This is a genomic window from Devosia sp. YR412, from assembly GCF_900110945.1.
Taxonomy (GTDB): domain Bacteria; phylum Pseudomonadota; class Alphaproteobacteria; order Rhizobiales; family Devosiaceae; genus Devosia.
The window spans coordinates 159341-180049 of sequence record NZ_FOFL01000005.1; the positions used below are offsets into that span (position 1 = coordinate 159341).

A 20709-nucleotide genomic window follows, 5' to 3' on the forward strand; every position below is an offset into this window, starting at 1 on the left:
TTGCGTTTTGCGGGCAGGCAGCGCTGGTCATTGCATGCCAGGCGTCCAAACCATCCTGCTCGTCCCTGGCCATCACGCTAGCCGTGAAAACAGATCGTGTCTACTGTTGACAGTTTGATGTCACCCTTCTACGTTTTTGCCATCGGGCCAATGCATAATGCCAGGCCTGCCCTGTATCCGGCGCCAGCCGACAGGTGCACCTCGAGAGTTGAGCAGGAGGCGGAATGGCAGGCTTCATCATCAAGCGACTGTTGCAGTCGATACTGACCATTGCCGGTGTCATCACCGCAGCCTTCTTCCTGACCCGCCTGGCCGGCGATCCCGCCATCCTGCTGCTGCCGCCCGAAGCCACGGCAGCCGATGCCGATCGGCTTCGCGCCGCCCTCGGTCTCGATCAGCCCCTAATCGTTCAATATATCCTGTTCATGGGCAAGGCGGCGACCGGTGATTTCGGCATGTCGCTGCGCCAGGCCATTCCCGCCATGGACCTGGTGATCGAGCGTGTTCCCGCCACGCTCGAACTGGCCCTGTCCTCCTTTGCCGTCGGCATCGGCCTCGCCTTTGTTCTCGGCATCCTGATGCGCATGACCCGCCATGGCTGGGTACGCGATGTCATCACCTGGATCGCTCTGGGCCGACAGGCGATTCCAATCTTCTCCTTCGGCCTTGTGCTGATCCTGATCTTTTCGATCCAGCTCAAATGGCTGCCATCCTACGGCCGCGGCACCTTTGCCCACCTCATCCTGCCGGCGCTGACCCTGGGCACCTACGAGCTGGCGCTCTATCTGCGCCTGTTCAACGCCTCCCTCGCCGCCGAACAGCGCAACGACTATGTGCGCACCGCCTTCGCCAAGGGGCAGGGGCGCATCCAGGTTCTGCTCAAGCATATGCTGCCCAATGCCCTGCTGCCGCTGGTCACCGTGGCCGGCATCAATCTGGGCATGCTGCTGGGCGGCACAGTGGTCACCGAGACCGTCTTCAGCTGGCCCGGCGTCGGCCGCCTGATCGTCCAGTCGGTCAGCCAGCGCGACTTCCCGGTCATCATCGCCGGCGTCTTCCTGATTTCGCTCGTCTTCGTCGTCATCAACCTGATCGTGGACATCCTCTACGGCTTCCTCGATCCTCGCGTGAGGCTCGCATGATGGGCAGAATTTCTATTTCACAGGGCGTGGCGATCGGCCTGCTGGCCATTGTCGCCGTGCTGGTCATCATCATCCCGCTACTGCCCCTTTATGACCCCTATAGCCAGAACCTGGGCGGTTCGCTCCTGCCGCCCGGTGGTTCTTCCTTCGATGGCCGCTTCTACCTTCTGGGTACGGACACGCTGGGCCGCGATATGCTGTCGCGCCTGGCGCTTGCCGGGCAGGTCTCGGCCCTGATCGGCCTCGGTGCCGTCACCGTCAGCCTTGTGGTCGGCGTCACGCTGGGCCTGATCGCCGGCTATTTCCGCGGGCCGGTGGAAGTCTTCATCATGGGCCTTGCCGATCTGCAACTTTCCATTCCGCGCGTCTTGCTGCTCATCGCCGTCACCGCCATCATCGGTCCTAGTGTCGTCAATCTCGCCGTAATCCTCGGTCTCTCCAGCTGGGTCGCCTATGGCCGGGTGGCGCGCGGCATGACGCTCAGCCTGCGCGAACGCGAATTCATTCTCTCGGCCCGCACCCAGGGCGCCTCGGCCACCTGGAATATCCGCCAGCACCTGCTGCCCAATGTGCTGCCGCAGATGCTGATCGTGGGCTCCTATGAATTCGGCATGATCATCGTGCTCGAAGCCTCGCTGAGCTATCTGGGCCTTGGCGTCCAGCCGCCACTGCCGAGCTGGGGCATGATGGTCTCCGAGGGACAGAACTACCTGGCACTGGCGCCGCAGCTGGCCATTCTGCCCAGTATTGCGCTGTTCATTCTCGTCGCCGGGTTCCAGTTCCTGTCCCAGACCCTCACCAAGGAAAACGATCTGGAGATGGTCGCATGATCCCGCAAGCCATGCCGGCCGCAGAGCCAGCCAATACGGTTCTCAGCGTCCGTAACCTGTCCATCGATGCCAGGGGCGCCGACGGCAAGCCGATCCACCTGGTGCAGGACGTTTCCTTCGACGTCTTTGAGCATGAAGTGCTCGGCATTGTCGGCGAGTCCGGCTCAGGCAAGAGCCTGACCATGCTGGCGGTGCTTGGACTGCTCGGCCCTGGGCTCAAGATCGTCTCGGGCAGCATCGTGCTGCGCGGCCAGGAACTGACCTCCATGGCCTTTGCCGACCTGCAGAAGGTGCGCGGCAAGGCTGTGTCGATCATCTTCCAGGATCCACTGACCACGCTTAATCCGGTGCTGCGCATCGGTGAACAGATTGCCGAGGCCATTCGCCTGCACAATCCGAACAAGAGCAAGGCCGAGGTCAAGGCCCGCGTCATCGAACTCCTGTCGCTGGTGGGCATTCCCAACCCCGAACGCCGCTTCAGCCAGTTCCCCAATGAATTCTCCGGCGGCATGCGCCAGCGCGTCGTCATCGCCATGGCCATGGCCAATGAGCCGGACCTGCTGATCGCCGACGAGCCCACCACTGCGCTCGACGTCACCATCCAGGCTCAGGTGATGCAGGTCCTGGCCGAAGTACGCGCCCGCACTGGCGCCGCCATGGTGCTGATCACCCACGACCTGGGGCTGGTCTCCGAATATGCCGACCGCCTGGCCGTCATGTATTCGGGCCGCATCGTCGAGCAGGCGCCGGGCGAAGAGCTGTTCAGCGACGCCAAGCATCCCTATACGGCCGGCCTGATTGCCAGCCTGCCGCAGATCGATCACAAGGTCGCCTCGCTCTATTCCATTCCCGGATTCGTGCCCGATCCGCGCAAGCGCCCCTCGGGCTGTCCCTTCCATCCGCGCTGCGCTATCGGCCGCGACCGGCCCGAATGTTCTGCCACCGATCCGGCTCTGCGCGAGATCACGCCGGTGCGCGACGTCGCCTGCCATTTCTACGAGGAGACGCCGGCCTGGCTGGGCCAGCAACGCCAGATCAGCGCCATCCCCGCCGATGCGCCGGAAGCCACCAAAGACGACACCGAGGTAGTCCTCAAGGTCTCGCATCTGGAAAAGGTCTTCAATATTGGCGGCGCCGCCTTCCGCAGCCACAAGCTGCATGCCCTTCGTGATATTTCCTTCGACCTGCGCTCGGGCAAGACACTCGGCATTGTCGGCGAATCCGGTTGTGGCAAGTCTACTCTGGCCCGCGTCCTGCTGCGTCTTGCCGATGCCAGCGGTGGTGATGTCTTCCTCAATGGTGCACCCTTCTTCCAGCTGAAGGGCAATGCGTTGCGCCAGCGCCGCCGCGACCTTCAGGTCGTATTCCAAGATCCCTATTCCTCACTCGACCCACGCATGAAGATCCATGATGTGATCGCCGAGCCCATGCGCATTGCCGGCTCCTATTCGGCCGAACGCGTCACCCAATTGCTGGCCCATGTCGGCCTGCCGCCCGAAGCCGGCCAGCGTCGCTCACCAGAATTCTCCGGCGGCCAGCGCCAGCGCATCGCCATTGCGCGCTCCCTCGCGCTCAACCCGGATGTGCTCATCCTCGACGAAGCCGTCTCGGCGCTGGATGTGTCCATCCAGGCTCAGGTCATCAACCTGTTGATGAAGCTGCAGAAGGAAATGGGCCTCACCTATGTCTTCATCTCGCACGACCTCTCGGTCGTCCGACACATTTCCGATGAAGTCATGGTCATGTATCTCGGCCGCGTCATCGAGCAAGGGGCCACCGAAGACGTCTTCGATTGTCCATCGCACCCCTATACGCGGGCGCTGCTAGCGGCCATTCCGCAGATCGGCGGCAAGTCCGACACCGAGGGCATGATAGCCAAGGGCGACCTGCCCAATCCGATGAACCCGCCGTCCGGCTGCACCTTCCGCACCCGCTGCCCAATGGCGCAGCCACTCTGCGCCGAAAAGGAGCCGCCGCTGGTCGATCACGGCCATCCCGGTCACGAGGCCGCCTGCCATTTTGCGCAGGCCTGACGCATGACCGAGCCGGTACTGGAGCCTTGGGCGGAGGACATTGCCTGCCTCCGCCTGCCCATGCCGGCCTTTGGTGGCGTCAACGCCTTCATCCTGGGGCAGCCCGGCAACCAGACCATCATCGACACCGGCATGCCAGGCGCCGAAACCGCCGCCATCTGGCATGCCGCTCTGCGCAACGGTTCGGCGGGCGGAGTGGAAGCCGTCTTCTGCACCCACGCCCATATCGACCATGCCGGTCAGGTCGGCCTGCTGGCTAGGGAGACCGGAGCACCTTTGCTCATGTCGGTCGGCGAATACGAGGACCTCTCACTAGTCAACGGCATGACCTTCGAAGAGCGGCAGCGCATCGCCACCATCTTCCAGGACAAAGGCGGCTTTCCTTTGGAGGGCAGGGGGCATCCGACCGACTATTCCGTCCTCGCGCCCCTGCATGGACAAGTCCAACACGTCAATGATGGAGACACCATCACCCTCGGCGGTAGGGACTGGGAAGTCATGCTCGGCGGCGGCCATTCGCGTGCCCCCGTCTGCCTCCTGTCACGCGACCTCAAAATCCTGCTGGCTGGCGACCAACTGCTTATGGGCTCGGGCCCGCAAGTGCCGGTCCAGGCCGAGCGGCCAGGCGACGACATGCTCGGCGCCTATTTCAGCTTCCTCGATCGCCTCGATACTCTGCCCGACGATTTCGTGGTCTTTCCCGGCCACGGCGATCCCATCCACAATTTCAAGCAACAAGTGGCCCGCATCCGCAATGGCCACCGTCAGCGCCTCGACCGCCTTCTCGACAAGATGGACGGCGCCATGACCCGCGCCGAACTGGCCTCCCTGGTCTTCACCGACCCATCCAGCCGCCTCAAGGCGCGTTTGCCCTATCTGACAACTGCTTTGACCAACTATCTCATCACTCAGTCACAAATCCTCGCTTGCGACGACGCGGGCATACTCAAATATTGGAGAAACGACGATGCACCGACGCGACACAGATAACGAGCCCAGCACCGCAATCGTTTTGGACGGCCTCACTCTTCTTTCATCCACGCCTCCCGCTGACGGTGACAAGCGCAAACGACGGACACCTAGCGTCTTCACAACTTTCTTTTTCTCACTCGCGAAAAGAGCCGAGGCGATATTTCAGTAGCTGGTTGCCAAATGTCTGATTTACCTAGCTTGCGCAGAAAAGCAGACAGTCCGCTCCCCACCCCGGTGCCGCCGGGCTCCTGGGCCCCGGGCAATCGGTCCGATACCGACCCCATTTCGGCCACTCCCACGGTCAGTGGTCGTTCATAAAAGCTGCCACTTCGTCGAGCAAGGAGACATCGTTTTCCGGTAGTGTGCGGCAGGCGCCATCACGAACAAGCTGTGGTTGGAAAACCGGGCGCTTAATGAGCCGCGCTTTCCGGGAAGCGAGTAGAACATCGTCGCAGACGTGACGATGTGGAATAGTCCAATCCGTAAGCCAGGCACTTACGCGGAATGTGATGCGCGACCTTGGCGCCAAATAGTGCTGTCAACCTGAAATGCCTCGGTACCAGGGCTAGGATGAGGCGGTGACGATGCCGCCGCCCACACACACCGAGAATTCCGGCCATGAGGCCGGTGAACCTCATCGCACACAGCCACGGTGGAACCGTGGCATTGGACGTCAGCGGCTCCCGTACTCGCTCATGCGTTCTCGCCAAGACCTCATCGCATATAATGATCTACGGTTGAACGCCTTTGGCCGTTTCTTGCCGAGGTAACATCAATGCGTCCCAGCGCATTCTCCGCACATCCTCCATTCGCATAATATATATTATGGAACTCATAACCCCATGCGGCCCAGAGGGCTTAAGCCATGTGGGATGCAATCAAAAAGAATGTCGTGCGGCCGATGGCCGAACGGCTCGGGACGATTGTAGCGACTTCGCTCGTTCCATTCGGCGTGCATGCGGACTCCGCAGGCATGCTTACTATCGGCATCATCGGCGTCGGTCTCGTCGCCGTTGATTTGATCGCCGCGCGGTTTAACCGCAAAGCCATTGAGAAATCCAATGGCTGACTGGGCACGCCAATACGGCATCGACATGAAGCGCCTCGTCGCCGATGCGGAGGAAGCGGGTTTCAATCCGCTTACCTTCATCCGCAACGGCATGTGGCAGGCTTACCTGATCGACATGCTCGGTGCACAAACCGTTGCCGACGAGGCCGACTATCTCGTTGAGTATGGCGGCGGCGAGATCACCAGCGACGGCGGCGGCGGCGGCGGCGGTTCCGATGGCTTCTCATACATGTATGAGCAAGGCGGCTATAACGGCATTTGGACCGACCAAGGCCGTTTTGTCCGCACCCGCCCTGCTAGTGAGGCGCGGGGCTATCACGACAGCATGGTTGATGTCGTCGCCTACTCTGGCGGCACGCCTATCGCAGCGCCTGCCGTTAATGGCGGCGCGGGACCCGCAACGCCCCGCGTGCGCACCGCGTCCAGTCCGGCGCCGAAGGCGACTCCTGCGAAAGCCGACAAAGAGCTGCCTGACCAGTTTCAACAGGAACAAATCTGGGACAAGGACAAGCAGCCGCGCGTCATTGTGGACAGCACGTTTCACTACATTCTGCCCGGCGTTACGTTTGAGGAGACCGGCGGCACTACCCGTGTCGAAATGTTTGAGACCGGGTATGGCGAGGATGCACCAGGCACACAAATGCTTGGTTTCCCCAAGTTCGCAAATGACTTGGGGTGGAATGTCCAGCGGCTGTTCAATCACGTTGGCGTTCCGACGCTAAAGGGTCTGTCCGGGCGGAATGCCTTGGAGTGGGCATATGCCGGTGGAAATGCCATCTCGCGATACATGAGCACGCCCCAAGGGCCGCTAGCCCGTCCGGTCGCGCCCGGTAGTATGGCCGCTCCGCCGAACCTTCGGGAGGTGTCCGGCGGCGTCTATGACGTCTGGGGCAATTCCGGCGGTAGCGAGCCATCGCCGTATCGCGCAACTCCCTCCTATTCCGCCGCCAAATCTGCGGCGAAATCTACTGCCGCGACCCCTAGTGCGGCGAGCAGCAGCGCCAGCAAGACGGCCTCCAAAGCGGAGCCGTCGAGCAAGGATCAAAGCAAGGCCGAGAAAACCAAGAGCGAGGAGAAGTCCTCGTCCGCTGGGTCTTCCAAAAAGAAATGACCTGCAAGGCCTGTGCAAGGCGACGGCGAAAGCTTGCCGTCGCATGGAAAAAACTCACCCGAAAGAAAGCGAAGAAATGAGCATCAACCGTCAAGTTACGACGCCTCTGAGCGTCCCCAGGACGAACCGCAATAACGCGGTGACAGTCCTGACCTCCGGCAAGGCCGGTGTCTGCATTCCCCTCAAGGCCATCCCGCTTCTGCGGGAGGATGCCGCCAGCGGGCGCATGTCGATTGCTATCGAAATGCAGGAAACCGCTGAAATCCTCATGAACCCGGTCAATGTCCGGGTCAGCGCCTATCTGGTCCCTACCCTCGCCTTTGAGCGCTTCGAAGGGTCGATGGATCAGTTCAACCGCTCCTTTAAGGGGCAGAAGAAAACCGATGATGTCGGCGCGGTCGTCGTCCCCTTCGTGGAAACGCACGCTTATGGCGATGTGAACTCGAACGCCTTCTATCGCACGCTTGGGCTCCATGCGAAGTCTACCGATCAAGTGAGCACTGCTTACTTGGAAGCGTACAATCTGATCTGGAATCATCGCGCCAACAATCGCTCGCCGAAAATCACTGAGCGCACGCGCCTCGATAACACGCTTGCGCCGGCGTTTTGGGAGGGCGGGCGCTTTGAGCACATTGTGCCCAAGTTCGACGCTGCCACGATGGATGGTGAAGTCTCGCTGAATGTCGTTAACTCCAAGATGCCGGTGCACTCTAAGCATGCCGGCGTCTGGTCGGGCAATCCGGCCTTTCATGAGCCGTTGTCTGCTGTGGCGCCGACAGGCACCACCAATGATTTCAATTTCGGCACCAATATTTGGGCGGAAATGGCCGAGAACGGCATTACCGTTTCGCTGGCCAATATCGACTTGGCACGCAAAACGCAGGCCTTTGCCAAGCTTCGTGAGCAGTATTCCGAGCATGACGACGAATGGCTCATCGACATGCTTATGGATGGTCTGACCATCCCGGATGAGCAGCTTAAGCATCCCATGCTTCTGGCCACCACCAGGACGAAGTTTGGGATGGCCAAGCGCTATGCCACGGACAGCGGTAGTCTGACCGAAAGCGCCGTGTCCGGCGCGGCGATGACGTCGCTCAATATCCGTGTGCCCAAGCTGCACACGGGCGGCGTGATTATGATCATCGCGGAAATCGCGCCTGAACAGCTCTTTGAGCGTCAGCGCGATCCGTTCTTTCATATGACGAACGCGGACGTGATCACGGAAACCGGCAAGTATCCCAAGTACCTGCGGGACACTCTCGACCCGGAAAAGGTCGTGGTCGTGCCGAACGGCTATATCGACACGGACCATGCCACGCCGAACGGTACGTTTGGCTATGCTCCGCTGAACCATGAATATGAAATGCTGTTTCCGAACATCGGCGGCAAGTTCATCCGTCCGGCGGCAAATACCGGCTTCGATGAAGACAGGCAGCGTCTGTGGGCAGTCGAGACGGTCAATCCGCAGCTCGCGGAAAGCTTCTATCTCGTCAAGGACATCCATCACAAACCGTTCCTCGATACGGTGTCCGATGCCTTCGAAATCACCATGCTCGGAAATTGCGTGATCAACGGCAATACCGTGTTCGGTCCTCCGTTGATCGAAGCATCCAACAATTACGAAAAGGTCATGGGCAAGGCACCCATGGACCGCATTGAACAGGGGGCCTAGGCCATGATCCGTATCAACAATATTGACAAGTGGAAGCGTCTCGAACCCGGCAAGCACATCGAGCTGCCCGGTGACCGCCTGCGGCGTGTGCGGCTTGAGGTGAACTGCCCGCAACCGACCCGGTTCGATGTCATCGAATACGACATCAACGGCGAAGAAGCCTATGGCACGTTTATCGCTGTCATTATGGGCAAGGACATCATCGAGTTCACCGGCGAAGGTGATCTTACGGTCATTCCGAGCGTCGATGATGTTGCCGCCGAAGTGTTTTACTTCGCCCAGGACGGCGACCAGACCGCCGTCGAGCGGCCCGGCGAGGAAACCTTTACCGAGCTTATGACCCGTCAGGCGCGCGATCCTGTCATGGAGCGCTACATGTACATGCAGCAGCTCAATTTTGAGCGTCGTATGGACGCCATGCAGGCCGATACGGCGGCACAGATCGCCGCCATGGGCACAACCTTCAACGTCCGTACCGGGGAACCCGATGACGAAAACAGTCCTCCAGCAGCTCGCGGAGCTGCGGCAGAAGAACAGCAGCAGCCAGCCGAGCCGGTCCCCGCAAAAACAGAGGGGAAAGAGCCCCCTGCCCCCGTCGAGCCAAAGCCCGTTCCCGCCGGAAAGGCCGGTACCAAGTAGTTACCAAGAGGCGCTGAGGGGGATGGCTGATAAGCCATTCCTCGCCTCTAGCCGCTATCAGGAACAGCAGTGGCGAGCCAACCGAACGGGTGCCCATCCGGACATTCTCGAATTCGAGAAACGGTTTATCCGCCGCATGGCAAAGCTTGATGTGCCCATGTTTGCCAGCGAGGTCATACGTAGCTCTCAACGGCAAGAAGACCTCTATGCGCTTGGGCATAGCAAGGCCCGTGCTGGACAAAGCCCGCATGGCTACGGCTGTGCCGTCGATCTCGTGCACTCTGTGCATGGCTGGAACCTCGACCGTAAGGCGTGGGAAGTGATCGGCCATGTCGGGCAGGAAATCGTCACCCAGGCAGGGCTGGCAATTGTCAGCCTCGCGTGGGGCGGCGACTGGAAGTTCTACGACCCAGCCCATTGGGAAATAGCCGACTGGCGAATGGTCAAGGATGACTATCCGTGGCCCGAAAGGGCCTGACCCAGCGCGCGCAAAAGTAATTATCTTTTGCGCGCGCCCTTCACGAACCTTGGTCAAATATGCATTTAGTGACAGGACGCAAAAACAAATGGGGTCACCCAATGAAAGATCAGCCCTCTACTTCTATCAAAATCGCCAATGTGGCGTTTGGACTGGGAATGATCGTCGGGCTCGGCATGCTGCTCGTAATGATCGTAGCCGGAGTTACCGGAGCCTAACATGTGCATAGCCCCGCTGCATTTAGCAGGCGGGGTTATGACGTCCTGTCACGAATGCTGGCAATGTCGCGAGCGAGCCATTAACGATTGGGTCGGTCGCAACATTGCCGAAAGTAAGACAGCAGTCGCAGCGCATGCCATCACCCTGACCTATGGGAATGGCGACCATCCGAGCGCGGCGATCCTGACTTACTCTGATGTACAAAAGTACCTCAAGAAGCTGCGCTTCGCGGGCTATCCCCTCAAATACTTCGCCATCGGGGAATACGGTTCGACCAAAGGTCGCGCCCATTGGCACCTCATGATCTACTGGCAGGACAGAGTCCCGCCCCACGAGTTGCGAAAAAACTTCATGGAGACCCATTGGGAACATGGGTTCTCCTTCTGGGATAAGCCTTCTCATGCGGCTATCCGCTACAACTGCAAGTACATCCAAAAAGACATCGGTAAAGACGAGCGCCAAGGCCTCGTCCGCATGTCTAAAAAGCCGCCCCTTGGGACGGCCTATTTCCAGCAGCTAGCCGAACAGAATGTCGAGGCAGGGCTCAGCCCGAAGTCGCTGGAATACAGTTTCCCCGAGGTCACCAGGCGAAAGCCGGACGGTTCGGAGGAAACCATCGTGTTCATGCTCAAGGACAGGCCCGCGGAGCTGTATCTCGATCACTTCATCGAATCTTGGATCCAAAAGCATGGCGACCAGCCATGGCCTAAGTCTGAACTTATCGATGATTACCTCGATCCGATCGCTAAGGAACGCAAGCGTATCGAAGCATGGTTTGCGGCTTTGCCGCCAAACCTCAATCCAGCGCAGCGGCTCGATGTAGATCGTTACCGCAAGCGCCTCGACGAACTCGGTCAAGACCAAACTGGCTTTGACCTCCCGGACCTTCCTTATGGTCCGACCAATCCATATGGCGTCATCACCGATGAAACGCGCAAGCGCTACGCCTTCAATGCAAAACAGGAGCTAGACGAGGATGTCCAAAGGGTCGAAGCGTTCTTCCGGCGGTACGACGAGCAGGAACGGGAGCGCCACCTCACGGCGCGGTGGCACGAGTACTGCCAAGAGCAAAACGACGACCACAACCCGAAGTCCTTCGAACAGCCGTTCAGCCAGTGGCTACAAGGCTGGGCCGACCGCGACTTCAAAAAGCGCGGCATCTAGGGGCGTTCGCACGGCGAGTAAAGCCCCTTCTACGGGCGGGAGTTCCCGCTCCGTAATAGCGGCCCCCAATCCAATAAAAATGGCTGCGCGAAAGCCCGATATTCGGGACGTCCGTCGCAGCCTAATCAACCGCAACCCAATCAAAACCGACGCCAATCGGCAACGCTCTAATCTGAGCCTCAAAACAGTGAGCCCGGAACGGTCGACCCAAAAGTCGCGCGAACCTCTACATTGCAAAAAGAGGCCTGAGAACAACAAACCAAAAGGCGGCGGGGGTAGCGGCAAACACTTTGTGCCGTGGTGTTGACATCGGGCCAAGAGTGTGAATCTATGGCCCCAATCGGAAAAAGGTCAGGGGTAGGGTTCGATTCCCTACGAAATAAGTGGTCACTGGTGGGTTCGATCCCCTCCCGGTTAATATAGGCTCATTACGAACCTGTCGCAGCAGCCGGTTCCGCAAGGAACCGGCTGCTTGCGTTTCCATTGGTTGTAATTGTGCCAATCAACAAACTCTTCGGCTTCGTGCGCGTGGCAGAATGAGAGCGCAACGGCGTCTTGTTTAAAACCTTTTAGGTGTGCGACCCGTGTGCGGGCGTCTTGCGCGCCTTTGTATATAACGGGCTCTGCTCGTCCTTCTGTGAGAACGACATAACTCTTTAGCGGGCGAACCATCCAACTCCCCATGAAGAAGGCCATCTAATGATGGCAACAGGGAAGGCTTTGCCTTCCCCTGTGCCTTCTTCTGCCCCTCGGCGAGAGCGGGAGGGGCCCCGTCAAGTTCGCGAAGCGGGAACGGACCCACGCGCAGCCGTAGGCGAGCATGGGGAGTACCCACAACTTGATGGGGTGGGCGGAGCCCGACACCTCTTGACGCCCTCCCCCAAATCAGATCATGCGTGGTTAGCCGCATGTCGAGTTCCGCCAAGTCTTAACCAAATATTAGGTTATGAAGCTGGCAATATATATTATGGAACTGACCGGTACGCCTAGACCGTTGATGCCGCTGGTTTAGCCTGCCGCCAGCGCCTCCTTAACCGCAATATCCGCCATGGCCAAGGCCGCTTCCCGGGTCCTGGCTGCCGCAACAAACCGCCCGTTGTGGCAGAAGCTCGCGCCCACCACGCCCGATGCAGCTTCCAGCTCGCCATTGGTCAATCCGGCCCAGGATGCCGGCAGATCGGCGCGGGTCTCGAAACCTTCGTCGCCCTTCCGGATCGTCGTGACGCACCAGTCCTTGTCGCGCGGATGCACCACGAACAGCAGATGGTCGGCGCCGGCCTTGATGATCGAGGGACGGAACGGCATGCCCATCGGCAGCTCGAGCACCGGACTTGCGCCCGCCGCAACGATAGCCTGCTGCACCACGGCCTCGGCCCGCAGCTTGGCGGCGCTGCGACCAATGCTGGCTTCGACGAAGCTGCGTGCAATTGCCAGTGCAATATGGAACTGCCGGTCATCGGCACCCGGCGCGCTGTCGTCGAACACCGGCTTCAGTGTTTCGAGCAGCGACGGCAGCGTCAGCCCGGCCAGCGGTCCGGTCGGGCTCAGCGCGCCATTGTCGGTCAGATCGATCGGCAGCACGAAACTGCTGTCGAACTTGTCATGCACCGTCTCGATATGCTCGGCCGCAATGCCCGAGGCGGCCAGATAGTCGCGACCATAATGCTTCCAGATCAGCCCGAACGAGCTATAGGGCTGGCCATCCTCGCGCAGCGGCGCTCCGCGCTGGTGATGGTCGAAAATCCGGTTTTCCGCGTCGTAGAGCCCGCCGACATCATAGATGATGCGGTCGGGTGCCGGCGTAATCCACTCGGGCGCCCTGCTCCGCTTGATCTCGGCCTGCGGAAACAGCTTGGTCAGGATCACGCTCGACAGCAGTTCATCGGCATGGAAGCCACCGGAATGGGTGACGAGATAATCGGGAATCATGCCGTAATGCCTTGCTGTTCGCGAACCTGTCGCCTGCGGATGGCATCAGATAGCCATAGCCGGGGCTTTGCTCAAGCAATCAACGAATCCAGTGGACATTTTTGACCAATTGGTCAAAGTATCCACCTGTCCGGCGAGCATTGGGGAATGGAATGCGCTTCGGTTACAAGGCTTCTGCGGAACAATTCGCGCCCAATACGCTGCTGCGCTTCGCCATCGAGGCCGAGCAGGCCGGCTTTGAGTCGGTCTTCATCAGCGATCACTTCCAGCCCTGGAAACACACCGACGGCCATGCGCCCTTCGCCCCATCCTGGATGGCGGCGGCCCTGGCTCGGACCGAAAAGCTGGTGGTCGGCACGTCGGTACTGACGCCAACCTTCCGGCTGCATCCCTCCGTCGTCGCCCATGCCTTCGGCACGCTGGGCGCCATGTTTCCCGAACGCGTCATCCTGGGTGTCGGCACCGGCGAGTCGCTCAATGAAGTGCCATCTACCGGCATGGTCTGGCCCGAGCTCAAGGAACGCTCGGCGCGGCTGCGCGAGGCGGTGACGCTGATCCGCCAGCTGTGGAGCGAGGATCGAGTCACCTTCAATGGCGAATATTACCAGACCCAGAACGCTACCATTTACGACAAGCCAGAGCAGATGGTGCCGATCTACCTGGCCGCCGGCGGGCCGCTTAATGCCAAATATGCCGGTCGCGCCGGCGACGGCTTCATCTGCACCTCCGGCAAGGGCGCCGAGCTTTATGTTGATCAGCTGCTGCCCAATGTCGCCATCGGCCGCGACGAATCCGATCGTGCTGACAAGCCTTTCGAGCGAATGATTGAAGTGAAGGTTTCATTCGATACCGACGCTGCGGCGGCGCTGGAAAACACCCGCGGCTGGGCTGCGCTGTCGCTCTCGGCCGAGGAAAAGCATTCGGTGGAAGATCCTGCCGAAATGGAACGTCTCGCCGCGGCTTTGCCCATCGAACGCATCGCCAAGCGCTGGATCGTATCCAGCGACCCCGACGAGCATGTCGCGGCCATCAAGACCTACATCGACTACGGCTTCGACCATCTGGTGTTCCACGCCCCGGGCGAAGACCAGAGCCGCTTTATCGCGCTTTACGCCAAAGAGATTCTTCCGCGCCTGCGGGCGCTGTCTGCCCAATAGGTCCGCCATGCCCATGCCGCGCTATTCCGTCTGGGGCGTTACCGGCATGCCGGAGGTCGATGCCGGCGATGATCTCGTCGCGCTCATCGCCGCGGCCATTGACGCCTCCATCGCCGAAGACCCGGAAGCCGCTCTGCGCGATGGCGACATCCTCGTCATCACCAGCAAGATCGTCTCTAAGGCCGAGGGCATGCAGGTGCCCGCCGCCGATCGCGAGAAGGCCATCGCCCAGGATACCGTCCGCGTCGTTGCCGAGCGCGTCCATCCCGGCGGCGTCACCCAGATCGTCGAAACCCGCCACGGCTTGATCATGGCCGCCGCCGGCATCGACACCTCCAATGTCCCCGACGGCCTCGCCCTCCGCCTGCCGCTCGATCCCGACCGATCCGCCCGCACTCTATGTACCGGCCTGCGCGCCCGCTTCGGCGTATCGCTGGGCATCATTATCACCGACACCTTCGGCCGCCCCTGGCGCGTCGGCCAGACCGACGTGGCCATCGGCGCTGCCGGCATCATGGTCACCGACGACCTGCGCGGCGGTGTCGATGCCAATGGCCGCCCGCTCAATGTCACCATTACCGTGCTGGCGGACGAACTGGCCGGCGCCGCCGATCTGGTCAAGGGCAAGGCCAGCGGCATTCCCGTCGCCGTGGTGCGCGGCCTCGGCCGTCTCGTGACCGCGGTAGACGCCCCCGGCGCCCGCACGCTGACCCGCGTCGGCGATGACGACATGTTCCGCTTCGGCTCGGCCGAGGCCTATCAATTGGGCTATGACGCCGCGCAGGCCGAACTGCGCGCGCAGCCCCAGAGCAAACGCGTCAAACAGGACTGACCCCATGCGCCCCCTGAACTCGCTGCTGAGTCTTGCCGTGCTTGCTCTTTCCGCCAGCGCCGCCTTCGCGCAGACCACCTATCCGCTGACCCTCGACAATTGCGGCGTCGAAGTCACCCTGCCCGCCGCCCCGGCAAAGGTCTTGACCATCAAGTCGACCGCCACCGAAATGCTGCTGGCTCTCGGCCTCGGCAGCCATATCGCCGGCGTCGGTTTCCAGGATGGCCCGGCCCCCGAGCCATGGAAGGCTGAGGCCGCGGCCCTGCCCGTCCTCTCGGACAAGCTGCCCTCCCAGGAGGTCGTGCTCGAGGTCGAACCCGATTTCATTTACGGTGGCTGGGAAAGCAATTTTGCCGCCGATGGCGCCGGTGAACGCCCAACGCTCGCCGCCCTCGGTGTCGCCACCTATGTCTCCCCGGCCGCCTGCCGCTCGATCAAGCCGGCCAAGCTGACCTTCGACGAAGTCTTCGCCGAGATCGCCGAAATGGGCGAAATCTTCGACGCCAAGCCTGCCGCGGGTGCGCTGATCGCCGAACAGCAGGCGGTGCTTGATGCGATTCCCACCGACGAACGCGGCCTCACCGCCGTCTGGTATTCCTCCGGCACTAAGGCCCCATATGTCGGTGCCGGCAGTGGCGCACCGCAGATGATGCTCGAAGCCCTCGGCCTCGACAATATCTTCGCCGCCGAGGACGAAGGCTGGTTTGCCGCCAGCTGGGAAGCCGTAGTCGACGCCGATCCCGACGTCATCGTCCTGGTCGACGCCACCTGGAATTCCGCCGAACAGAAGAAAAAGCTGCTCGCTGAAAACCCGGTGACCAGCAAGCTCGATGCCGTCATCAACCAGCGCTATCTGATCGTCCCCTTCCCTGCCTCGGAAGCCGGTGTGCGCAATGTCGGTGCCACGGCCGACATGGCCACCCAATTGGCCGGGCTCAGCTTTACGCCGTGAGCCCAACGCGGCTGGCGGCACTAGGCGTGAGCCTCTTCGCCCTGTTGCTGGCCAGCCTCGTGCTGGCCGTCACCTTCGGCCCCGCCGATATTGCCCCCGTGGAAGTCTGGCAGACCATCGGCCATCACTTCGGCCTGGTCACGGAAAGCCCGGTCAGCCGGCTGCGCGACGCCATTATCTGGGACCTCCGCCTGCCCCGCGTGCTGGCCGCCGCGGCGGTCGGCGCTGGCCTCGCGCTCTGCGGCGCGGTCATGCAGGCGTTGACCCGCAATCCGCTCGCCGATCCCTATCTGCTCGGCCTCTCCTCCGGCGCCTCGCTCGGCGCCGTGACGTTCCTATTGCTCGGCGCGTCGCTTCTGATGCCGCTCGGCGCCTTCCTCGGCGCCGGCGCCGCCATGGGTCTGACACTCCTCGTCACCCAGCTCCTCGGCGGCGCCACGCCAACCCGCGCCATCCTCGCCGGCATTTCCATCTCGGCGCTGGCCGCCGCCGCCACCTCATTCCTGATCTTCTGGTCAGCCACCGGCGATTCCTACCGCGAAATTCTGAGCTGGCTGATGGGTTCGCTCTCCGGCGTCGTCTGGTCCGAGGCCCTGCTTACCATCGCCGCCCTGACCCTCTGCGGCCTGCCCATCCTGCTCTCCGGCAAGGCCCTCGACGCCTTCGCCTTTGGCGATACCGCCGCCGCCACCCTCGGCGTCGACGTCGCCCGCCTGCGCTGGTTTCTGCTCGGCGGCACCGCCCTCCTCACCGGCATCCTCGTCTCCATCGGCGGCGCCATCGGCTTTGTCGGCCTCATCATCCCGCATGTCGTGCGGCTGCTAACCGGCTCGCGCCATCGCCTGCTGCTGCCCGTCGCCATGCTGCTCGGCGCCAGTTTCATGGTCTGGACCGACACCGCCGCCCGAACCCTCTTCGCCCCGCGAGAACTGCCAGTCGGCATCATCACCGCCTTGCTTGGTGCCCCGATCTTTCTCGCCGTCCTCCTGCGCTACCGACGCATCACATGAGCGGCCTTTCCGTCTCCAACCTCAGCGTCACCTTGGGCGAAAAAGCCATTCTGCGAGACGTGAGCCTCTCCGCGGCCCCCGGCCAACTCACTGGCCTGATCGGCCCCAATGGCGCCGGCAAATCCACCCTGATGCGCGCCCTGCTCGGCCTAACGCCGCTCACTTCTGGCGCGGTCACCTTCGACGACACCGACCTCCTCGCCATGCCGCGGCGCACCCGCGCCCAGCTCGCCGCCTTCGTCGAACAGAGCGGCTCCACCGACGCCCGCCTCGCCGTTCACGAGGTCGTCATGCTCGGCCGCATCCCCTTCCAGTCCGTCTGGCAATCCATGCCCTCCTCCGCCGACACAGCCGAAGCCGACGCCGCCCTCGCCGCCGTCCACATGTCCGCTTTCGCCACTCGCCTGTTCCACACCCTCTCCGGAGGCGAACAGCAGCGCGCCCTCATCGCCCGCGCTTTGGCCCAGCAACCGCGCCTGCTCATCCTCGACGAACCGACCAGCCATCTCGACGTCCATGCCCAGCTCACCATACTCGACTTGCTGCGCCGCCGCGCCCAGGCCGGTGCCACGGTCGTCCTCGCCCTGCACGACCTCAACCTTGCAGCCGCCTTCTGCGACTCGCTGGTCGTGCTGCATGACGGCCATCGGACCGGCCAGGGCAGTCCCGAACAAGTGCTGACCCCCGCGCTGCTCCGCGCGGTCTATGGCGTCGACGCAACCCTGCTCAAACACCCCAAAACCGGCCGCCCCCTCATCGCCTACGACCTGCCCGGCTGAAACCGCCCTGCCCCGCGCAATTGCGATTGACAATTTTCCGGCGCCGACCCAAATTTTGATCGACTGGTCAAATTTTGACCTGAGGGCATTTGGGAGGCATTCATGGAATTCGGCATCACCTTCAAGGGCTTTATCGAAGCGGAACGCGCGCGCTACCTGGTGCGCGCCGCCGAATATGCCGGCTTCTCATACTGCTGGTTCTATGACTCCCACATTCTCTGGCGCGATTGCTACGCCGCCATCGCCATGTGCATGGAACACACCGAACACATGCGCTTTGGCCCACTGGTAACCAATCCCGATGTGCGCGACTGGTCGGTCGCCGCTTCGATATTCGGTTCGCTGTCTAAACAGTCCGGCGGCCGCTTCGACCTCGCCGTCGGCCGTGGCGACAGCTCCATGCGCGTCATGGGCAAAAAGCCCGCCACTCTCGCCCGCGTCGCCGAATTCATTGCCAAAACCAAGGCCATGGTGCGCGGCGAAGAAGTCACCTATGGCGAAATCCCCGCCGCCGTAAAATTCCCCTGGGCCGTCGGCCATGACATGCCGAGCTGGATTGCCGCCTATGGCCCCCTGGCCCTCAAGACCGCTGGTGAACATGCCGACGGCGTCGTGCTACAGCTGGCCGATCCCGGTCTCTGCAAATGGTTCACCGACCAGTGCATCGATGCCGGCAAGGCCGCGGGCAAGGACATGTCCAACTTCCGCTCCCTGGCCGCCGCCCCCGCCTATTTCGGCGACAAGGCCCGCGCCATTGAGGCCACCAAGTGGTTCCCGGCCATGGTTGGTAATCACGTCGCTGATATCGTCGAAAAATACGGCGCCGACAGCGACAAGGTGCCCGCTTCGCTCACCAGCTATATCGAGAAACGCCGCGGCTACGACTATTCCAAGCACGGCCAGGCCGATAACCCGTTCCTCGACTTCATCACGCCCGACGTGGTGGAAAACTTCTGCGTCCTCGGCGAGCCCGACGAGCACATCGCCAAGATCCACACCCTCAAGGATGCCGGCGTCACCCAGTTCAACATCTATCTCGATAGCGGCGACGAAGAAGAAATCATCGCCGGCTACGGCCGCCACGTCATCCCGGCGTTCCGCTAGCGGTTGAGGATCGTCCCGCTCATCACATCGATCTGCATGCCATCAAACGCCGGGCTCACGTTCCCCGGCGTTTCCGCATCGGTGCGCGCATAGTCCAGATCGATATGCATATTGGTGAGCACCGCCTGCTTCGGCGCAAAGCGTTCAATCCACTCCAGCGTTTCCGGCAGGCTCAGATGGCTCGGATGCGGCGTCGGCCGCAGCGCGTCGATAATCCACAGGTCGAGCCCCGAAATCGCCGGGAATGACGCCTCGGGAAAGCCCGACAGGTCGCAGCTATAGGCCAGATTGCCGACGCGATAACCCAGCGAATTGATATTGCCATGCGCCTGCTCGAACACCGTCACGGTGATCGAACCACCCGGCCCATCGACCTCCAGCACATCCCCCGGCACGATCTGATGCGCATTGAGGATCGGCGGATAGTCGCTGCCCGGCGGCGAGACGAAGCAATAGCTAAACGCTTCGTTCAGCCGCGCGCCAGTGTCGGCATCGAAATACACATCAACACGCTTGCGATTATGCAACGCCAAAACCCGCAGGTCATCAATGCCATGCGTATGGTCGGCGTGGGCATGGGTATAGAACACCGCCTCCACCCGATCGACGCGGGCCGCCAGCATCTGCTCGCGCAGGTCGCAGCCGGTGTCGATGACGATGCGGGTCGGCTCTTCGCTACCCTCGCTAAACCCTTCCAGCAGCAGCGAACAGCGCAGCCGGCGGTTACGCGGGTCGTCGGGATCGCAATCGCCCCAGACATTGCCGATACGCGGCACCCCGCCGGATGACCCGCAGCCCAGAACGGTCGCGACGATCCTTTGGGCTGGCGGCATCGGTTACAAAAGTCCGGTTTTGCTGAACAGTCGGGCGAAGTTGGCGGTCGTTTCGGCGCCGAGCTGTTCGAGGCTGATGCCCCGCACTTCGGCGACCTTTTCGGCGGTGTGACGCACGAAACTGGGCTCGTTGCTCTCGCCGCGATGCGGGATCGGGGCGAGATAAGGGGCATCCGTTTCAACGAGATAGCGGTCGGCCGGCACGAATTTGGCGACGGTGCGAATCTCTTCGGCATTGCGGAAGGTGATGATGCCGGAGAAGGAAATATAGCCGCCGAGGTCGAGTGCTGTGCGGGCAAGGTCTTCACCGGCGGTGAAGCAGTGCAACAGGAACGGGAATGCCCCCTGCCCTGACTGTTCCTTGAGGATCGCGGCCATGTCATCGTCGCATTTGCGGCTGTGGATAACCAGTGGAAGACCGGTGATCCGCGCGGCCGCGATGTGGCGAAGCAGCCCAGTCCTCTGCGCCTCTTTGGGTGCATTGTCGTAGAAGTAGTCCAAGCCCGCTTCACCGATGGCAACGCAGCGGGGGTGGGCACTTAGCCGGACAAGATCATCCGTTGTGATATGCAATTCCTGGTCGGCATGGTGCGGATGCGTGCCGACCGAGCACCAGACGTTGCTGTAACGTTCTGCCAGTGCGGCGTAGGTGGAGAACTTTTCCACAGCTGTGGAAATCGTCACCATTCCCGTCACGCCAGCCGCTGCTGCGCGCGCCATTACGCCGTCGATATCATTGGCAAGCGCCTCGAAATCGAGGTGGCAATGGCTGTCGATCAGCATC

The 20709-nt window shown here is 61.6% G+C and carries 19 protein-coding genes; 16 read left to right on the top strand and 3 right to left on the bottom strand.

Annotation, left to right across the window (positions count from 1 at the left end):
- Positions 1–224 precede the first annotated feature (224 nt).
- From BM045_RS16170 to BM045_RS16210, 10 genes are all read left to right on the top strand, one after another.
- On the top strand, positions 225–1142 hold the full coding sequence (locus BM045_RS16170) for an ABC transporter permease (protein WP_092185102.1): 918 nt from the start codon (positions 225–227) through the stop codon (positions 1140–1142).
- Positions 1139–1972 carry an ABC transporter permease gene (locus tag BM045_RS16175; RefSeq protein WP_092185115.1) on the top strand — a complete coding sequence of 278 codons (834 nt, stop codon included), beginning with the start codon at positions 1139–1141 and terminating at the stop codon, positions 1970–1972. The genes BM045_RS16170 and BM045_RS16175 overlap by 4 nt, the downstream gene beginning before the upstream one ends.
- The gene (locus tag BM045_RS16180) at positions 1969–4005 is read left to right on the top strand and encodes an ABC transporter ATP-binding protein (RefSeq protein ID WP_092185118.1); all 2037 of its coding nucleotides are present in this window, start codon (positions 1969–1971) and stop codon (positions 4003–4005) included. The genes BM045_RS16175 and BM045_RS16180 overlap by 4 nt, the downstream gene beginning before the upstream one ends.
- A gap of 3 nt (positions 4006–4008) precedes the next feature.
- Entirely contained in the window at positions 4009–4995 is a 987-nt protein-coding gene (locus BM045_RS16185; RefSeq protein WP_092185119.1) for an MBL fold metallo-hydrolase, read from the top strand.
- Positions 4996–5842: 847 nt separating this feature from the next.
- Positions 5843–6046 carry a hypothetical protein gene (locus tag BM045_RS16190; RefSeq protein ID WP_092185120.1) on the top strand — a complete coding sequence of 68 codons (204 nt, stop codon included), beginning with the start codon at positions 5843–5845 and terminating at the stop codon, positions 6044–6046.
- On the top strand, positions 6039–7157 hold the full coding sequence (locus tag BM045_RS16195; RefSeq protein WP_092185121.1) for a hypothetical protein: 1119 nt from the start codon (positions 6039–6041) through the stop codon (positions 7155–7157). Before BM045_RS16190 ends, BM045_RS16195 begins: the two co-directional genes overlap by 8 nt.
- Before the next feature lie 76 nt (positions 7158–7233).
- The gene (locus BM045_RS16200) at positions 7234–8829 is read left to right on the top strand and encodes a major capsid protein (RefSeq protein WP_139198823.1); all 1596 of its coding nucleotides are present in this window, start codon (positions 7234–7236) and stop codon (positions 8827–8829) included.
- 3 nt (positions 8830–8832) lie between these two features.
- Positions 8833–9468, top strand: coding sequence for a hypothetical protein (locus BM045_RS18975; RefSeq protein WP_170848546.1), 636 nt, complete (start codon positions 8833–8835; stop codon positions 9466–9468).
- 22 nt (positions 9469–9490) lie between these two features.
- On the top strand, positions 9491–9946 hold the full coding sequence (locus tag BM045_RS16205) for a M15 family metallopeptidase (protein ID WP_170848547.1): 456 nt from the start codon (positions 9491–9493) through the stop codon (positions 9944–9946).
- Between the two features lie 219 nt (positions 9947–10165).
- Positions 10166–11329: a rolling circle replication-associated protein gene (locus BM045_RS16210; protein ID WP_092185128.1), complete on the top strand. Its 1164-nt coding sequence runs from the start codon at positions 10166–10168 to the stop codon at positions 11327–11329.
- 1008 nt (positions 11330–12337) lie between these two features.
- On the opposite strand, the gene BM045_RS16215 is transcribed toward BM045_RS16210, so the two are convergent.
- The gene (locus BM045_RS16215) at positions 12338–13258 is read right to left on the bottom strand and encodes an MYG1 family protein (protein WP_092185129.1); all 921 of its coding nucleotides are present in this window, start codon (positions 13256–13258) and stop codon (positions 12338–12340) included.
- Between the two features lie 152 nt (positions 13259–13410).
- Here BM045_RS16215 and fgd point away from each other — a divergent pair, with 152 nt between their 5' ends.
- From fgd to BM045_RS16245, 6 genes are all read left to right on the top strand, one after another.
- A complete protein-coding gene (fgd, locus tag BM045_RS16220; protein WP_092185130.1) occupies positions 13411–14415 on the top strand; it encodes a glucose-6-phosphate dehydrogenase (coenzyme-F420) in 1005 nt (334 codons plus the stop codon).
- A 13-nt stretch (positions 14416–14428) separates the two neighbouring features.
- Positions 14429–15247, top strand: coding sequence for a coenzyme F420-0:L-glutamate ligase (gene cofE, locus BM045_RS16225; RefSeq protein WP_092185131.1), 819 nt, complete (start codon positions 14429–14431; stop codon positions 15245–15247).
- Positions 15248–15251: 4 nt separating this feature from the next.
- Positions 15252–16199 (top strand): putative F420-0 ABC transporter substrate-binding protein, encoded by a 948-nt coding sequence (locus BM045_RS16230; RefSeq protein ID WP_092185132.1) that lies wholly within the window; start codon positions 15252–15254, stop codon positions 16197–16199.
- Positions 16200–16225: 26 nt separating this feature from the next.
- Complete coding sequence (locus BM045_RS16235; protein WP_244523025.1) at positions 16226–17209, top strand: putative F420-0 ABC transporter permease subunit; 984 nt, start codon at positions 16226–16228, stop codon at positions 17207–17209.
- Complete coding sequence (locus BM045_RS16240) at positions 17206–17988, top strand: ABC transporter ATP-binding protein (protein ID WP_092185134.1); 783 nt, start codon at positions 17206–17208, stop codon at positions 17986–17988. Before BM045_RS16235 ends, BM045_RS16240 begins: the two co-directional genes overlap by 4 nt.
- Positions 17989–18090: 102 nt before the next feature.
- Complete coding sequence (locus BM045_RS16245) at positions 18091–19092, top strand: TIGR03842 family LLM class F420-dependent oxidoreductase (RefSeq protein WP_092185140.1); 1002 nt, start codon at positions 18091–18093, stop codon at positions 19090–19092.
- Here the strand turns inward: BM045_RS16245 and BM045_RS16250 are convergent.
- Together BM045_RS16250 and BM045_RS16255 are read right to left on the bottom strand one after the other, a co-directional pair.
- Positions 19089–19925, bottom strand: a complete 837-nt coding sequence (locus BM045_RS16250) for an MBL fold metallo-hydrolase (RefSeq protein WP_092185147.1) — start codon at positions 19923–19925, stop codon at positions 19089–19091. The genes BM045_RS16245 and BM045_RS16250 overlap by 4 nt on opposite strands.
- Before the next feature lie 3 nt (positions 19926–19928).
- Positions 19929–20708: a TatD family hydrolase gene (locus BM045_RS16255; RefSeq protein WP_092185149.1), complete on the bottom strand. Its 780-nt coding sequence runs from the start codon at positions 20706–20708 to the stop codon at positions 19929–19931.
- Position 20709 lies beyond the last annotated feature (1 nt).

Coding starts and splice junctions, on each gene's coding strand:
- BM045_RS16170 (WP_092185102.1), top strand. CDS start 225: ATGGCAGGCTTCATCATCAAGCGACTGTTGCAGTCGATACTGACCATT.
- BM045_RS16175 (WP_092185115.1), top strand. CDS start 1,139: ATGATGGGCAGAATTTCTATTTCACAGGGCGTGGCGATCGGCCTGCTG.
- BM045_RS16180 (WP_092185118.1), top strand. CDS start 1,969: ATGATCCCGCAAGCCATGCCGGCCGCAGAGCCAGCCAATACGGTTCTC.
- BM045_RS16185 (WP_092185119.1), top strand. CDS start 4,009: ATGACCGAGCCGGTACTGGAGCCTTGGGCGGAGGACATTGCCTGCCTC.
- BM045_RS16190 (WP_092185120.1), top strand. CDS start 5,843: ATGTGGGATGCAATCAAAAAGAATGTCGTGCGGCCGATGGCCGAACGG.
- BM045_RS16195 (WP_092185121.1), top strand. CDS start 6,039: ATGGCTGACTGGGCACGCCAATACGGCATCGACATGAAGCGCCTCGTC.
- BM045_RS16200 (WP_139198823.1), top strand. CDS start 7,234: ATGAGCATCAACCGTCAAGTTACGACGCCTCTGAGCGTCCCCAGGACG.
- BM045_RS18975 (WP_170848546.1), top strand. CDS start 8,833: ATGATCCGTATCAACAATATTGACAAGTGGAAGCGTCTCGAACCCGGC.
- BM045_RS16205 (WP_170848547.1), top strand. CDS start 9,491: ATGGCTGATAAGCCATTCCTCGCCTCTAGCCGCTATCAGGAACAGCAG.
- BM045_RS16210 (WP_092185128.1), top strand. CDS start 10,166: ATGTGCATAGCCCCGCTGCATTTAGCAGGCGGGGTTATGACGTCCTGT.
- BM045_RS16215 (WP_092185129.1), bottom strand. CDS start 13,258: ATGATTCCCGATTATCTCGTCACCCATTCCGGTGGCTTCCATGCCGAT.
- fgd (WP_092185130.1), top strand. CDS start 13,411: ATGCGCTTCGGTTACAAGGCTTCTGCGGAACAATTCGCGCCCAATACG.
- cofE (WP_092185131.1), top strand. CDS start 14,429: ATGCCGCGCTATTCCGTCTGGGGCGTTACCGGCATGCCGGAGGTCGAT.
- BM045_RS16230 (WP_092185132.1), top strand. CDS start 15,252: ATGCGCCCCCTGAACTCGCTGCTGAGTCTTGCCGTGCTTGCTCTTTCC.
- BM045_RS16240 (WP_092185134.1), top strand. CDS start 17,206: ATGAGCGGCCTTTCCGTCTCCAACCTCAGCGTCACCTTGGGCGAAAAA.
- BM045_RS16245 (WP_092185140.1), top strand. CDS start 18,091: ATGGAATTCGGCATCACCTTCAAGGGCTTTATCGAAGCGGAACGCGCG.
- BM045_RS16250 (WP_092185147.1), bottom strand. CDS start 19,925: ATGCCGCCAGCCCAAAGGATCGTCGCGACCGTTCTGGGCTGCGGGTCA.
- BM045_RS16255 (WP_092185149.1), bottom strand. CDS start 20,708: ATGCTGATCGACAGCCATTGCCACCTCGATTTCGAGGCGCTTGCCAAT.